The 14,713-nt window shown below is 70.9% G+C and carries 11 protein-coding genes and 2 pseudogenes; 5 read left to right on the top strand and 8 right to left on the bottom strand.

The annotated features are described in order from the left end of the window. Positions 1-148: 148 nt before the first annotated feature. Positions 149-1,717: pseudogene (gene cimA / locus ACTVZO_RS40555) on the top strand (citramalate synthase); the annotation flags it as partial. 631 nt (positions 1,718-2,348) lie between these two features. Here the strand turns inward: cimA and ilvA are convergent. The 4 genes from ilvA to ACTVZO_RS40535 form a co-directional block, all read right to left on the bottom strand. Continuing rightward, positions 2,349-3,566 carry a threonine ammonia-lyase gene (gene ilvA / locus ACTVZO_RS40550; protein ID WP_443303596.1) on the bottom strand — a complete coding sequence of 406 codons (1,218 nt, stop codon included), beginning with the start codon at positions 3,564-3,566 and terminating at the stop codon, positions 2,349-2,351. Then, entirely contained in the window at positions 3,563-3,922 is a 360-nt protein-coding gene (locus ACTVZO_RS40545; RefSeq protein WP_443303595.1) for a hypothetical protein, read from the bottom strand. The genes ilvA and ACTVZO_RS40545 overlap by 4 nt, the downstream gene beginning before the upstream one ends. A 520-nt stretch (positions 3,923-4,442) precedes the next feature. Then, entirely contained in the window at positions 4,443-5,150 is a 708-nt protein-coding gene (locus ACTVZO_RS40540) for an ABC transporter ATP-binding protein (protein ID WP_443303594.1), read from the bottom strand. Next, positions 5,147-6,235, bottom strand: coding sequence for an ABC transporter permease (locus ACTVZO_RS40535; protein ID WP_443303593.1), 1,089 nt, complete (start codon positions 6,233-6,235; stop codon positions 5,147-5,149). Before ACTVZO_RS40535 ends, ACTVZO_RS40540 begins: the two co-directional genes overlap by 4 nt. Before the next feature lie 173 nt (positions 6,236-6,408). Here ACTVZO_RS40535 and ACTVZO_RS40530 point away from each other — a divergent pair, with 173 nt between their 5' ends. The 4 genes and pseudogenes from ACTVZO_RS40530 (at position 6,409) to ACTVZO_RS40515 (ending at position 11,145) form a co-directional block, all read left to right on the top strand. Further along, positions 6,409-7,629 (top strand): sensor histidine kinase, encoded by a 1,221-nt coding sequence (locus tag ACTVZO_RS40530; protein WP_443303592.1) that lies wholly within the window; start codon positions 6,409-6,411, stop codon positions 7,627-7,629. Next, positions 7,626-8,159: pseudogene (locus ACTVZO_RS40525) on the top strand (response regulator); the annotation flags it as partial. The gene ACTVZO_RS40530 and the pseudogene ACTVZO_RS40525, both read left to right, overlap by 4 nt. Further along, on the top strand, positions 8,134-9,213 hold the full coding sequence (locus ACTVZO_RS40520) for a branched-chain amino acid aminotransferase (RefSeq protein ID WP_443303591.1): 1,080 nt from the start codon (positions 8,134-8,136) through the stop codon (positions 9,211-9,213). The pseudogene ACTVZO_RS40525 and the gene ACTVZO_RS40520, both read left to right, overlap by 26 nt. Before the next feature lie 114 nt (positions 9,214-9,327). Next, complete coding sequence (locus tag ACTVZO_RS40515) at positions 9,328-11,145, top strand: acetolactate synthase large subunit (RefSeq protein WP_443303590.1); 1,818 nt, start codon at positions 9,328-9,330, stop codon at positions 11,143-11,145. Between the two features lie 547 nt (positions 11,146-11,692). Here ACTVZO_RS40515 and ACTVZO_RS40510 read toward each other — a convergent pair. The 4 genes from ACTVZO_RS40510 to ACTVZO_RS40495 form a co-directional block, all read right to left on the bottom strand. Further along, on the bottom strand, positions 11,693-11,866 hold the full coding sequence (locus ACTVZO_RS40510; protein WP_443303764.1) for a hypothetical protein: 174 nt from the start codon (positions 11,864-11,866) through the stop codon (positions 11,693-11,695). 150 nt (positions 11,867-12,016) lie between these two features. Next, positions 12,017-13,390, bottom strand: a complete 1,374-nt coding sequence (locus ACTVZO_RS40505) for a transposase (protein WP_443303589.1) — start codon at positions 13,388-13,390, stop codon at positions 12,017-12,019. 101 nt (positions 13,391-13,491) lie between these two features. After that, positions 13,492-14,106, bottom strand: a complete 615-nt coding sequence (locus ACTVZO_RS40500) for an NUDIX hydrolase (protein ID WP_443303588.1) — start codon at positions 14,104-14,106, stop codon at positions 13,492-13,494. A 333-nt stretch (positions 14,107-14,439) separates the two neighbouring features. Further along, positions 14,440-14,706, bottom strand: a complete 267-nt coding sequence (locus ACTVZO_RS40495; RefSeq protein ID WP_443303587.1) for an acyl carrier protein — start codon at positions 14,704-14,706, stop codon at positions 14,440-14,442. Positions 14,707-14,713: the final 7 nt, after the last annotated feature.

Raw genomic sequence — 14,713 nt, 5'->3', positions numbered from 1 at the left:
GAGGTGACCGGGAAGAGACCCTTCCTGGCGGCTCACCGCCCGCACGCAGACCTCTCGCGCTCCGCGAGGGGTCTTTTTGTTTTTCCGCCACCAGCGACTCGCCACCGTGCCCCTCGGCTCACCAGCCCGGCAGACAGGATCGCCCGACATGCTTCACGACAGTTTCCATGTCTTCGACACGACCCTGCGCGACGGAGCGCAGCGTGAAGGCATCAACCTCACCGTCGCGGACAAGCTGACCATCGCCCGGCACCTGGACGACTTCGGGGTCGGCTTCATCGAAGGCGGCTGGCCCGGCGCCAACCCGCGGGACACCGAGTTCTTCGCCCGCGCCCGCCAGGAGATCCGCTTCCAGCACGCGCAGCTTGTCGCCTTCGGCGCCACCCGCCGGGCCAGCGGCACCGCCGCCGACGACCTGCAGGTCAAGGCGCTCCTCGACTCCGGCGCCCCGGTCATCACGCTCGTCGCCAAGTCGCACGACCGGCACGTCGAACTGGCCCTGCGCACGACCCTCGACGAAAACCTGGAGATGGTCCGCGACACCGTCGCCTACCTTGTCGCCCAGGGACGGCGGGTATTCGTCGACTGCGAGCACTTCTTCGACGGCTACCAGGCCGACCCCGACTATGCCCTGGCCGTGGTGCGCGCCGCGCACGAGGCCGGCGCCCAGGTGGTCGTCCTGTGCGACACCAACGGCGGCATGCTGCCCGCCCGGGTGCAGGCCGTCGTGGCCGCCGTTCTCGCGGACACCGGCGCGCGGTTGGGAATCCATGCCCAGGACGACGCCGGTTGTGCGGTCGCCAACACTCTCGCCGCCGTGGATGCGGGCGCCACCCACGTCCAGTGCACCGCCAACGGCTACGGCGAGCGGGTCGGCAACGCCAACCTCTTCTCCGTCGTCGCGGCCCTGGAGCTCAAGTACGGTAAGAAGGTCCTCCCCGAGGGCGCTCTCGCCGAGATGACCCGCATCTCGCACGCCATCGCCGAGGCCGTCAACCTCGCCCCCTCCACCCACCAGCCGTACGTCGGCGTCTCCGCCTTCGCCCACAAGGCCGGACTGCACGCCTCCGCGATCAAGGTCGACCCCGCCCTCTACCAGCACATCGACCCCGAGCTCGTCGGCAACACCATGCGGATGCTGGTCTCCGACATGGCCGGCCGGGCATCCATCGAGCTCAAGGGCCGGGAGCTCGGCGTCGACCTGGGCGGCGACCGCGCGCTCGTGGCCCGCGTCGTCGATCGGGTCAAGGAGCGCGAGCTAGCCGGCTACACGTACGAGGCCGCCGACGCCTCGTTCGCACTGCTGCTGCGCGCCGAGATGCTCGGCCGTCCGGACTCGTTCTTCGAGCTCGGGTCCTGGCGGGTGATCAGCGGGGGTGGGAACGGCAAGCCGGGGCAGGAGAATGAAGCCGCGGTGAAACTGAGCGCCGGGGGCCGGCAGTCGACGGCCGTGGCGGAGGGCAACGGCCCGGTCAACGCCCTGGACCGGGCACTGCGCCAGGCGCTGCAGCACACCTATCCCGAGGTGGACCGATTCGAGCTGGTCGACTACAAGGTCCGCATCCTGGAAGGGCACCGCGGCACGGGGGCGCGGATCCGCGTCCTGGTCGGCGTCACCGACGGCCGGGAGGTGTGGCACACCGTCGGGGTCGCGGACAACATCATCGCGGCCTCCTGCGAAGCGCTCCAGGAGTCATACACCTACGGCCTGCTGCGGCGCTGCGGGCCAGATGTCCAGGACGCGGACGAGAGCACGCTGACGATCACCCTGCACAACACCCCCGAGGCGCTGCGCCGGGTCACCACCACCCTGGGCACCATCCCGGTGAACCGGCTCTCCTACGCGGCCACCGCATCCGCGCAGGCCACGGCCCGGGTCACCGTCCCGCGTGCCAATGCCGCTCGCGCTCACGGCAAGCTGAACCGCCTGGTGGACGTTCTCGCGGTCACAGACGGCATCCATTGAACATCGTCCCGCCGCGGCGGTGCGCTCGCACCCTGCGCCGGCGGGTGCCACGAGCCCCGCGGTCCTGAGGGGGTCGGCGGTCCGCCCGTCCGTGAGGCGGCCGGTCCCGGCCGGCCCGGACATCGGGCAGACGTCCGCCCGGGTGCTACCTGGCCGAGCCGCGGGCAGCAGATCCCGGTCTCCCGCCCGCCCGTGCCACGCCGACCTTCACGGCTGGCGAGGCACCAGGCCGTCGACCACTAGGCAACTCAGCGCGATGTGCGCTCAGCACGCCGTGAGGGTCGGCGGCCGCCGCCGCGAGGGGAGGCGTGCGTGGTGGGCGGGTTCCGCCCGGGCCGCGTGGACGGTGCCCTCGTGTCTGCGGGACCGGTGACCGGCTGCTCTACGTCTGGTTGAGCACCAGGTAGCCCGCCGCTCGAAGTTCGGCGACGACCGCCATACAATGCTCCGCGCCCTTGGTCTCCAGGCGCAGGTCGACGTCCGCCTCGTCGAGGCCCAGTTTCGGGCCGGTGCGGACGTGGGCCACGTCGACCACGTTGGCGTCGGTGTGGGAGAGCACCCCCAGCAGCTCGGCCAGGACACCAGGGCGGTCGCTGATCCGGAGCCGCAGCGACATGTAGCGGTCTGCCGCCGCCATGCCGTGTCGGAGTACGCGCTGCATCAGCAGCGGGTCGATGTTGCCTCCCGAGAGCACCGCCACGACGGGACCCTCGATGCTGTCGCCGTGTTCCAGCAGGGCCGCGACCGTGCTGGCTCCCGCCGGTTCGACGACGAGCTTGGCGCGCTCCAGGCAGAACAGCAGCGCCCGGGCAAGTGCGTCCTCGCTGACCGTCAGGACGTCGTCGGCGAGCCGGCTGATGATCTCGAACGGCACGTCGCCGGGGCGGCCGACCTGGATGCCGTCGGCCATGGTCGCGAACCGGGACAGCGCCACCGGGCGTCCGGCCCGCAGCGACGGCGGATAGGCTGCCGCGCCCTCGGCCTGGACGCCGAGGACCTTTACGTCCGGGCGGACGTCCTTGACCGCCGTGGCGATGCCGGCCAGCAGGCCGCCTCCGCCGGTGCCGACCAGGATGGTCCGCACTTCTGGGCACTGGTCCAGGATCTCCAGGCCGACGGTGCCCTGGCCGGCGACGATGTCCGGGTGGTCGAAGGGATGGATGAAGACCGCGCCGGTGGCCTCCGCGTACTCCATCGCGGCGGCGAGTGTCGCGTCGAAGTTCTCGCCGACGAGGCGTACGTCTGCGCCGTAGTCGCGGGTGGCAGCGACTTTGGGGAGCGGGGCGGCGGCCGGCATGAAGACCGTCGAGCGGACGCCCAGGGTGGTCGACGCCAGCGCGACGCCCTGTGCGTGGTTGCCGGCGCTGGCCGCGACCACGCCCGCCGCCCGTTCGACGGGGGACAGGCCGGCTATGCGCACGTAGGCGCCGCGAAGCTTGAACGAGCCGGTGCGCTGGAGGTTCTCGCACTTCAGCTGGACGGGCGACCCGATCAGTTCCGAGAGGTGGCGGCTGCTCTCCAGCGGGGTGGTCCGAGCGACGCCGGAGAGCACCTTGTGCGCGCCGCGGACATCGTCGGGGCTGATGGGCCAGACGTTCACGAGCTCAGTCCCTCTGCCACGCTCGCTTTCCCTCGCGCCGTCGTCGGACCGCCGGGGAGATGCGCGTCGGCCTGCGAGCGGGCACCAGCCGAATCGACCGCGAGCGCGGGATCCGGCTGGTGCGTGTCAGCGGCATCGTCGAACGGCACCTGCCGCACGGTTGGCGAACCGTCAATTCGCAAGGCGCGGCCTGGCGCGGTATCGGAGGCGGTTGCCCGGGCTTCCGCCGCGGAGGCGGTCACGAGTTGGTGCGCTTCCACTCCGAGGGCAAGGTCGGACGTCGGGCGCTTCACCGTGGTTGTCGCCTTATCATCCTCAGCGAGCACCCCATCGGTCACGTCGATCACGTCGATCATCCGCAGGAGCTTCGCTCGTACCCGTGGGGCGTGTGAGGCCGGGACCTGGATCTCGACTCGCGCCGCGGCTTCGCCGGCGGTTGTGTAGGACAGGGACAGGACGGGGTGCGCGTTGAGCACGGCGGCCAGTCGGGCGAGGAGGCCGCCAGCGGGGATGGCGGTCACAGCGAGGCGGGATGAGGTGGCCGCGCCTCGTGAAGGGCGTGGGGGGTGGGCTTCGAGGGTGTCGACCGGCATGGCGTGCTCCGGGTTCGGTTGGCGGTCCGGCAGTGTCCGGGCCAAGAGAAATGACCTCCCGCGGGCGCGGGAGGTCACGTGCTGCCGGTTCGGACGGTCCGGTGGGACCTGTGCCGACAGCGGCACGCTGTGGCGAAAGATCAGGACCCGCTCACGCCGCACGTGATGGTCCAGGGCCTCAGGGCCTCGTCGTGTTTCGCCGATTCAGTCGGCCTCGGACCGCGATGTGGTCGGGCTGGACTGGAAGACTTTCGTGTGCGGATGGCCGGTGGTCGGTTCCGGCTCAGCTGCTGTGCGGCTGGTGACCGACTCTTTCCAGGGTGGGGTGGTGGAGACGTCCGTCGTGGACTTCGGCGATCTGGTCGACGGCGGTGAGGTGGGTGGTGTCGTGGGTGACCAGGACGGTGGCGGTGGCCTGTTGGTGGGTGAGGCGGGTGATGAGGTCGAGGACTGCGGCGCCGCGTTCGTGGTCGAGGGCGCTGGTGGGTTCGTCGACCAGGAGGACGGTGGGGTCGTTCATCAGGGCACGGGCGATGTTGACGCGCTGGCGCTGGCCGCCGGAGAGCTGGTGGGGGCGGCGGTCGGCCTGGTCGGCGAGGCCGACGGCGTCGAGAAGGGCGAGGGCCCGGGTGTGGACGCTGCGGGGTTTGCGGCCGTCGAGCTGGGCCATGACCTGGAGCTGTTCGGCGGCGGTGAGGGAGGGCAGCAGGTTGGGCTGCTGGAAGACGATGCCGATCTTGTGACGGCGCAGGTCGGTGAGCTCGCCGCGGCTCATGCCGGTCGTGGCGGTGCCGTCGATGGTGACGGTGCCGGCGTCGGGGGTGATGAGGGTGGCGGCGACGGCCAGGAGGCTGGACTTGCCGGAGCCGGAGGGGCCGACCACGGCGGTCAGGGTGCCCTTGGGGACGTCGAGGGTGACGTTGTCGAGGGCGGTCAGGCGGGTGTCGCCGTCGGGGTAGGTGAGGGTGATGTCGGTCAGGTTCAGGCTCATCGGGCACTTCCCAGGGCGGTCAGCGGGTCCACGGAGGTGATGCGGCGGATGGACAGGCCGGCCCCGAGGGCGCCGAGGAGGATCATCACGGCGGCGGGGATCAGGACGGTGACGGGGGTGAGGAGGAACGGCACGGCGCTGTCGGCGACGAGTGCGCCGAGGGCGGCAGCGATGCCGGTGCCGAGCAGGGTGCCGCCGGTGAGCAGGATGACGGCCTGGCCGAGGGCGTCCTTGAGGAGACTCGCCGTCGAGGCGCCGAGTGCCTTGAGGACGGCGACGTCGCCGCTGCGCTGGATGGTCCACACGGTGAAGAAGGCGCCGATGACGAGGGCGGAGATGGCGAACAGGAAGCCGCGCATCAGCTGCAGGGAGCCGTTCTCGGAGGTGTAGGAGCCGATCGCGGACAGCGAGTCGTCCTTGGAGAGCGTCTTGGTGCCCGCGGCCTGGTCGGTGGCCGCCGTGTCGGCGCCGGAGGTGGTGTTCAGGGCGATCACGGTCGCGGCCTTGCCGTCACGGGCGCTGGTGGGGGGCGCGACCTTCTGCCAGACGTCGAGGCTGGTCCAGACGACCGGGGTGTGGCTGAAGGAGGCGTCGCCCTCGACGGCGGCCACGGTCAACCGCTGGCCGGCCAGGGTGAAGGTGTCGCCCGCCTTGATCCCGAGGTCGTCGGCGGCCTTGGTCGACACCACCACCGACCGCGCGTCCAGTTTGCCGCTGTCCGGGGCGAGGCGGGAGCCCGGCTGGACGCCGAAGGCGGAGACCCCGGTGCTCCTGTCCCCGGCGGTGGCCTTGGTGGTGGTGATGCCCAGCGGTTCGGCGCTGGTGACTCCGGGGGTCTTGGCCCACTGCTGCCACTGCTTCTCGGTGACGGTGGAGTTGGAGTACGACACGTCCTGTCCGCCGCTGGGCGCCTGGAAGGCGATCTTGTCGGCGGGCAGGTCGGTGATGGCGGAGATGTTCTGCTGGCCCAGGCCGGCGGTCAGGCCGGACAGCAGGCCGACCAGCAGGGTGATGAGCACGATGACGGTCCCCATCAGGGCGAATCGCCCCTTGGCGAACTTCAGGTCTCTCCAGGCGACGAACACGGCTTTGGCCTGCCTCTTTCTGGCGGTGGAATCGGTATGTCCCCACCATCGCCGTCCACCCCCCGCGCGCACATCCGGCAGGAGAGAGCACTTCACGGGCCGAAGGGTGGCGCGCGAGTTGTAACTTTTGATGGAGGCCGCCCGGGGGCCTGCGTCCTTAGGCTGGAAGGACTGTGAACACACCCGCTCCCGCCCTGACCCCGACCACCCGGGCCCTGGCCTGGTGCCTGCACCTGCTCGTCCTCGGGCTCCTCGCCCTGGCGGCGGGCCGGGCCGTGGCCGACAGCCGGCCCCACGCCGCGCTGACCGTGGCCGTGGCGGTCGTGTGCGCCCTGGCCTACGCGACCGGTCCGCTCCTGCCGCGGATCAGGCGCTCCCCTCGGGCCGCCGCGGTGTGGCTGTCCGCCGTCGGGGCCTGCTGGCTGGTGCTGCTGGCGCTGTCCGCCGACGCCGTCTGGCTCGCCTTCCCGCTGTACTTCCTCCAGCTTCACCTGCTGCCGCGCCGCGCCGGCCTGACGGCTGTGGCCGCGACCGCCGGTACGGCGATCACCGCGTACTCCGCCCATCAAGGCTCTTTCAGCCTCGCCATGGCGATCGGCCCGGCTCTGGGCGCCGCCGTCGCCGTCGCCGTGGTGTGGGGGTACCAGGCCCTGTACCGGGAGAGCGAACAGCGACGCCGGCTGATCGAGGAACTCACCGCCACCCGCGCGGACCTCGCCGCCGCCCAGCACACCGCAGGAGTGCTGGCCGAACGCGAACGCCTCGCCCGCGAGATCCACGACACCCTCGCCCAGGGCCTGTCCAGCATCCAGCTGCTGTTGCGGGCCGCGGAGCGCGCCCTGCCCGGCGCGCCGCACAACGCCGCCCGGTTCGTGGAACAGGCCCGCCAGGCGGCCGTGGACAACCTCGCCGAGGCCCGCCGGTTCGTCGCCGCCCTCACCCCGCCCGCCCTTGAGGACTCCACCCTGGCCGGCGCCCTGGAGCGGCTCTGCGCCACCACCTCGACCCGGCATCCGCTCACCGCGCGCTTCCATCTCACCGGCGAGCCAGTACCGCTGCCGACCGCGCACGAGGTCGCCCTGCTGCGCATCGCCCAGTCCGCCCTCGCCAACACCGTCCGCCACGCCCGCGCCCACACCGTCGAGGTCACCCTCAGTTACGTGGGCGAGCACGTCGCCGTCGACGTCGTCGACGACGGCACCGGCTTCGACCCCGGCCGTCTGCCCGTCCCCGACCCCGAAAGCGGCGGCTTCGGCCTGGCCGCCATGCGCGCCCGCATGCACGCCCTCGGCGGCACCCTGACGATCGAATCCACACCTGGCCACGGCACGGCCCTGGCCGCCCAGCTCCCCCTCGCCCCGCCCGCCGACCACAAACCCGAGGCCCACCGGTGACCGAGTCCCCCATCCGCCTGCTCCTGGCCGACGACCACCCGGTGGTACGCGCCGGACTCCGCGCCGTGCTCGAGACCGAACCCGGCCTCACCGTGGTGGCCGAGGCGGCCACCGCCGAGGAGGCCGTCGCCCGCGCCGCCCAGGGCGACATCGACGTCGTCCTGATGGACCTGCAGTTCGGCAAGGGCATGGGCGGCGCCGAGGCGACCGCACAGATCACCGCCCGACCGGACGCCCCCCGCGTGCTGATCGTCACCACCTACGACTCCGACGCCGACACCCTGCCGGCCATCGAAGCCGGCGCCACCGGCTACCTCCTCAAGGACGCCCCGCCCGAAGACCTGGCCGCCGCCGTACGCACCGCCGCCACCGGACGCACGACCCTGGCACCCGCCGTCGCCGACCGCCTCATGAACCGGCTTCGCGCCCCCGCCACCACCCTGACCCGCCGCGAGACAGAAGTACTCGCCCTGGTCGCCGACGGCCTGTCCAACCAGGCCATTGGTGGCCGCCTCCACCTCACCGAGGGCGCCCCAGGCGGAGCGCGAGGCCGCGCTGGCCGACCCCGGCTTCGGCCGGATCTTCACCGACCACATGGTCACCATCCGCTGGGCCGAGGGCCGGGGCTGGCACGACGCCCAGCTCACCCCGTACGCGCCGCTGGAGATCGACCCGGCGAACATGGCCCTGCACTACGGTCAGGCGATCTTCGAGGGTCTGAAGGCCTACCGGCAGGCCGACGGTTCCATCGCCACCTTCCGCCCGGAGGCCAACGCCGCCCGGTTCCAGGCCTCCGCCCGCCGTTTGGCCATGCCCGAGCTGCCGGTCGAGACCTTCGTCGAGGCGGTCGAACTGCTCGTCCGGCATGAGCGGGACTGGGTCCCGAACCAGCCCGAGCAGAGCCTCTACCTGCGCCCCCTCATGTTCGCCACCGAAACGGGACTGAGCGTCCGCCCGGCCGACTCCTACCTCTTCATGATCATCGCCTCTCCGGCCGGCGCCTACTTCCCCGGCGGCATCGAGCCGGTCTCCGTCTGGCTGTCCGAGGACTACGTCCGCGCCGCGCCCGGCGGCACCGGCGCCGCCAAGTGCGCCGGCAACTACGCCGCCTCCCTGGTCGCCCAGGCCCAGGCCGCCGCCAAGGGCTGCGACCAGGTCGTCTGGCTCGACGCCGCCGAGCACCAGTGGATCGAGGAGATGGGTGGCATGAACCTCTACTTCGTCTTCGGCGAGGGCGAGGAAGCCAGGATCGTCACACCCGAGCTCTCCGGTGCCCTGCTGCCCGGCATCACCCGCGACTCCCTGCTGCGGCTCGCATCCGACCTCGGTCACCCCGTCGAGGAGCGGAAGATCTCCACCGGCGAGTGGCACCAGGGCTGCGCGGACGGCACCCTCACCGAGGTCTTCGCCTGCGGCACCGCCGCCGTCATCACCCCGGTCGGCTCGGTGAAGTCCGCCCGTGCCGACTGGACCGTCGGCACCGGCGAGCCCGGCCCGGTCACCATGCGGCTGCGCAAGGCCCTCCTCGCCATCCAGGGCGGCCAGGCCCCGGACACCCACGCCTGGCTCCACAAGATCGTCTGAACATCACGCAAGCGGGCGCTCCACAAGCGCGCCGAGAGCCCCTCAGCCGCGATCACGCCGCACGATCCCTGATCACACGCCATGATCGCGGCCTCGAGAAGGAACTCAGGACCGATGACCCAGACCTCGGAAACACCCGCCGTTCCCTGCCCCGCGGAGAGGATGACGGGCGCCCAGTCCCTCGTCCGGTCCCTTGAAGCCGTGGGCGTGGACATCGCGTTCGGCATCCCGGGGGGAGCGATCACTCCGGCGTACGACGCCCTGATGGACTCGACCACGCTGCGTCACGTCCTGGTCCGACACGAGCAGGGCGCGGGCCACGCCGCGACCGGGTACGCCCAGGCGACCGGCAGGGTCGGCGTCTGCATGGCGACCAGCGGTCCGGGAGCGACCAACCTGGTCACCCCGATCACCGACGCCTACATGGACTCGGTGCCCCTGGTGGCGATCACCGGGCAGGTGGCGAGTACCTCGATCGGTACGGACGCCTTCCAGGAAGCCGACATCTGCGGCATCACCATGCCCGTGACCAAGCACAGCTTCCAGGTCAAGGATCCCGACGACATCCCCCGCGCGATCTCGGACGCCTTCCACCTCGCCGCCACCGGCCGGCCCGGGCCCGTCCTGGTCGACATCACCAAGGACGCGCTGCAGAAGGACACGGTCTTCCGGTGGCCGACGGACCGCCACCTCCCCGGCTACCGTCCCGTCACCACGCCGAGCAGTCGGCAGATCAAGGAGGCCGCGCGGATGATCACGGGGGCCAGGCGCCCCGTGCTCTATGTCGGGGGCGGTGTCCTCAAGGCGGAGGCGACCACCGAGCTGAAGGCCTTGGCGGAGCTCACCGGGGCGCCCGTCACCACGACGCTGATGGCCCGCGGCGCCTTCCCCGACAGCCACCCGCAGCACCTGGGCATGCCCGGCATGCACGGGACGGTCGCCGCGGTGGCGGCACTGCAGAAGGCCGATCTGATCGTCGCCCTGGGGGCGCGGTTCGACGACCGTGTCACCGGCAAGCTGGACGGCTTCGCCCCGCACGCCAAGGTCGTGCACGCCGACATCGACCCGGCCGAGATCGGCAAGAACCGCTTCGCGGACGTGCCGGTCGTCGGGGACGCCCGCGAAGTGCTGGCCCAGCTCACCGCCGCCGTCCAGGACGTACGGGAGAGCAACGAGACCGCCTGCGACTACGCGGCCTGGTGGGAGCAGCTCGACAGGTGGCGCACGACCTACCCGCTGGGTCACGAGGCGGCCCCGGCGGGCGAGCTCTCCCCGCAGCAGGTCATCCAGCGCATCGGTGAGCTCACGGACGAGGGGACGATCTTCGCGGCGGGAGTGGGCCAACACCAGATGTGGGCCTCGCAGTTCATCGCGTACGAGCAGCCCCGCAGCTGGCTCAACTCGGGCGGTGCGGGCACCATGGGCTACGCCGTCCCCGCCGCCATGGGCGCCAAGGCGGGCAAGCCGGAAGCGACGGTCTGGGCGATCGACGGCGACGGCTGCTTCCAGATGACGAACCAGGAGTTGGCCACCTGCGCGCTGAACAACATCCCGATCAAGGTCGCGATCATCAACAACGGGGTCCTGGGCATGGTCCGCCAGTGGCAGACCCTGTTCTACGGACAGCGGTACTCCAACACCGTGCTGCACTCCGGTGAGGCACCCCGCGGCCAGCCCAAGGGCGGCACCCGCATCCCGGACTTCGTCAAGCTCGCCGAGGCGATGGGGTGTCACGCGCTGCGCTGCGAGTCGCCCGAGGAGCTCGATGCGACGATCGAGAAGGCGCTGTCGCTCAATGACGCCCCCGTGGTAATCGACTTCATCGTCCACGAGGACGCCATGGTCTGGCCGATGGTCTTCGCCGGCACGTCCAACGACGCAATCATGGCCGCACGAGACGTCCGCCCCGACTTCGGCGACGACGAGGAATAGGAACGCACGTAGCCAAGCGCACGCTCCGCGCGCTCGTCGAGAACAAGTCCGGTGCCCTCGCCCGGATCGCCGGGCAGTTCTCCGCCGGGGGTCAACATCGAGTCGCTGTCGGCGTACCCGGGCGACGATCCCGCCACCTCCCGCATGACGATCGTCGTGGACGAGGCGGAGCGCTCGCTGGAGCAGGTAGCAGCTCGACAAGCTGGTGTCCTTCACCACTCCGCCCGCGCCGCTCCCGGCGCGTTCGGGCGTCCCGCCTTCACAGGCGTCGTGCCTGGGCGTCTCGGCGAGCGAGCTGGCGGGGTGCCGCTTCGTGGTCTCGCCGCTCCTGGAGGTCCTCGCGGCCTTCCGGTCCCTGCGCGGGCAGCACCCGTCCTCGCGCATCCGGCATCGCGGCGGTCCCCAGTTCCCGGAGCGCCACGTACTTCGCTTCTCCCCTGCCGCGGTGCGGCAGGGATGCTCACGGTGGCGGGAGAGCTGCTCCGGGACCCCGGCGCGGCGGCAGGTATCCCGCACGGCCTCGGTGGCATTTGGGGCGGCAGCTCCATCACCGCCCGGCCAGGACCTCGTCGACCCGCGAGCGGGCAATGAGCCACTCCTTCCAGTCCTGCTCGGCCACCACCAGCTCGGCCTGGACGCGGTCGGCTTCCTCCCGTAACTCCTCCACACGACGACGAGCGGCGAGCTCCCGCTGTTCCAGCAACCCAGAAACTGACGGCATCCGCGACCTCCCGGAGAACAACAACCCGACAGACCACCCCTCCCACCGCATCACCCCACCCCTTGCCTGACCAGCGAAAACCCGCGATCACGACCGGAAAGGCAACAGCCACTCATCTTGACTCTGTCGGGGATCTTGGAGCCGCCGGGGTCAGCTGCCCAGGGTTCGCCAGGACTTCGGCCGGGGTATCTGGCGCTGGTCGAGGTAGTTCTGGAAGGCCGTCGGTTGTCGAGGCGGAGAGCCTGCCTCTGTCGACGGTAGTCCGCTGAGGCGCTCGATGTTGACGGCGATCGCCGTCAGGACGTGCTGGATGTGGGCCTTTCCCTGTCCTCGGTAGCGGCAGCGCCGCATGCCGTGCCCGTGGGCGAACTCGTTGACCGTGCCCTCTACTCCGGAGCGGACCGCGTAACGGGTCTTCCACTCGGGTGTTTGTTGCTCGGTGCGGATGCGGAGTTGCAGGTCGCGGAGCTCTCGCGGGGGGAAGCCCACGGTGCGGGCGTTGTCGGCGGTGGTGGTGCACTGGGTGCGGGCCGGGCAGGGGCGGCACTGGCCCTTGGTGAACCTTGCCACGATCAGCGGGGCCGCAGTGGGCGAAGAGGTCGGATAGGGGCCGTGCCAGCCCGCGCTGACCTGGCCCTGGGGGCAGGTGACCTGCTGTCGGTCGTAGTCGATGTGGAAGTCGTCCCGGGCGAAGCCCTTGGCCTGGCGATGCTGCCGGGTGGGGTTGGCTGGCAGGGGGCCGGTGACGGTGACCTGGTGGTCACGGGCGGCTTGTTCCAGGTGGGGCAGGGAGGTGTAGCCGGAGTCGACCAAGTGCTCGGCGGGCAGCAGCCCGCGGCGGGCCAGACGGGTGTGGATCCCGGGCAGGACCTGGCTGTTGAACCGGGCCCGCGCGCTGCGCACGGCGGCCGCGCCGACCGGCAGGACCGACAGCAGCAGAAGGGGTAACAGCGCGGGGTGCAGGACACCGAGCACGCCGGCGGTGCCGATCAGTCCCAGCGTCGCGGAGGCGAGGGAGACGACCTGCCCGACGATCATCCGCGCGTAGAACAGCCCGCGGTCGTTCGCCCGGTGGACCTCGTCGTGCCAGTCGGGATCCTCGACCGCTTCGAGGCGCACGTGCGCGGTGAGGTGCAGGAACTCGCATTCGAGGGCGGTGCGGATCTTGGGCGTGACACGGGCCTGGGCCACCGCCACGGCCGCCTCCAGAAAGGCCCGGGCGGCGAGGAAGCCCGCCACGATCAGGATCTGGGGAATCGCGGCACGGACCCGGTCGGGGGTGGGCCCCGCAGCGAACAGGTGCTGCAGCACCTTCACCGAGGCGATCAGCCCGAACGCGGCCATCGCCGCCGAGGCCAGCTGGCAGACGACGGCCGCGAGGGTCGAGCGGCGGTCCGCCTGCCAGGCGAGCCGGCCGATGACGGCGGTGTTCTTGGGCAGCCGCGACAGGACCTGGCGCACGCTGGCGCTCGCGGCGGCGCCGTCATGAACCGACCAGTACGCCTCCTCCAAGCCTTCGGTCATGTCCCCGTCCTCAGGACCGGTAGGCATCGTCGCCGGAGGTAGCGGCAGCTCGCTGGCCCGCGGGCCGGGTACGTTCCCGGCGGCTGTATCGGCGTTCTCGCTCATGCCGGCCACCCCGCATCGCGGCGGACCGAGGCGTTCGCCGGCTCGGACAGCACGTCGAGTGATGTGCCGATCAGTTTGGCGCGCAGCGTGGGCGAGGTGACCTGGTCGAAGGGCAGCCACTCAGCCCCGGAGACTTCCTCGTCTTGCAGGCGGATCGGAGGAGCTTCGTGGGTGAGGTAGAAGACGAATCGGACATCGTAGTGCTGGTGTTTGCGCTCACCCTTGGCCGGCCGGGCGGCAATGTCGTGGATGACGATGTCGATCGGGTTGTCGAGGAGCTGGGTGGTCAGGCACAGGTCGCCGACTGGAATCCCTGCCTCCTCGTGGACCTCGCGCATTGCGGCGCCAGCGAGCGTGCGATCGGACGGTTCGAGGTGTCCACCAGGTACGAGGGTCAGCCCGGAGGCCCTGTGGTGAATGTGCAGGACCCGTTGGCTGCGGTCGATGACGACGGCGCTGCACGTGATGTGTCCAGGCAGGGTGGCCCGACTCGTTGGATCACCGGGCTCGTCGAGAGCCGTCGACAGGGGCGCCAGCCGGTCGCGCTCGGAGGGGTAGCGCTCCAGGTACTCGTGGACAAGGTCGAGGAGTGCGGAACGAGCGGGAGTCATGTGGATACCTCTCGACGGTGGAGCGCGATCGACGTGGCCGCGGCAGGGCAGGGAGAAGCCCCGCTACCGAGTGCGTGCCGGTAGTGAAGAGCGGGTGCAACTGTCTTCGTTGATAGGGGTGTTGTGGTCCTGTGATGGTGCCGGGATCAACGACCGAGAGCGCCGGATCGAACACGCGTGTTTGAGACGAAGCGGATTCCGTACAGGGTCGCGGATGGCTCCTCATGCAGGGTGCATCCACCCTTGAGGCGCGCGGGTGCTGCCTCGGAGAGTGGTGGCCGAAACGCCGGTGTTGATACGCGTGTGACGGGTGGGATTACGCGGCTGGGCACCTCATCCGCGTACCGCACGCTGAGTGATCAGATCGGCGATGCCGGCGATCGTGGCGAATCGGGTGTCGAACAGGTCGGCGTCGGTGATTGAGACCCCGAGGTCCTCCTCGACGTGGACCGTGAGGGCCACAACGGTCAGGGAGTCGAGATAGCCGGTGTCGAAGAGGTTCACGTGCCGGGTGAAGCTCGGGTCGTCGTCAGCGACGGAGGCTTCGCGCCGGATGAACGTTTCGATGCGTGTGGCCGCGTCGGCCGGGCTGAGGGCCATGAGGTGC

This window comes from Streptomyces sp. IBSNAI002, from assembly GCF_052244475.1.
GTDB lineage: Bacteria > Actinomycetota > Actinomycetes > Streptomycetales > Streptomycetaceae > Streptomyces.
The sequence above is the reverse complement of the archived record's forward strand: the minus strand, read 5'-3'. Positions and strand labels throughout refer to the sequence as shown.

What these genes read in the sequence shown, in the direction of transcription:
- ACTVZO_RS40545 (WP_443303595.1), bottom strand. Translation starts at nt 3,922, where the DNA reads ATGATCGACGTGATCGACGTGACCGATGGGGTGCTCGCTGAGGATGAT.
- ACTVZO_RS40540 (WP_443303594.1), bottom strand. Translation starts at nt 5,150, where the DNA reads ATGAGCCTGAACCTGACCGACATCACCCTCACCTACCCCGACGGCGAC.
- ACTVZO_RS40515 (WP_443303590.1), top strand. Translation starts at nt 9,328, where the DNA reads ATGACCCAGACCTCGGAAACACCCGCCGTTCCCTGCCCCGCGGAGAGG.
- ACTVZO_RS40510 (WP_443303764.1), bottom strand. Translation starts at nt 11,866, where the DNA reads ATGCCGTCAGTTTCTGGGTTGCTGGAACAGCGGGAGCTCGCCGCTCGT.
- ACTVZO_RS40505 (WP_443303589.1), bottom strand. Translation starts at nt 13,390, where the DNA reads ATGACCGAAGGCTTGGAGGAGGCGTACTGGTCGGTTCATGACGGCGCC.
- ACTVZO_RS40500 (WP_443303588.1), bottom strand. Translation starts at nt 14,106, where the DNA reads ATGACTCCCGCTCGTTCCGCACTCCTCGACCTTGTCCACGAGTACCTG.
- ACTVZO_RS40495 (WP_443303587.1), bottom strand. Translation starts at nt 14,706, where the DNA reads ATGGCCCTCAGCCCGGCCGACGCGGCCACACGCATCGAAACGTTCATC.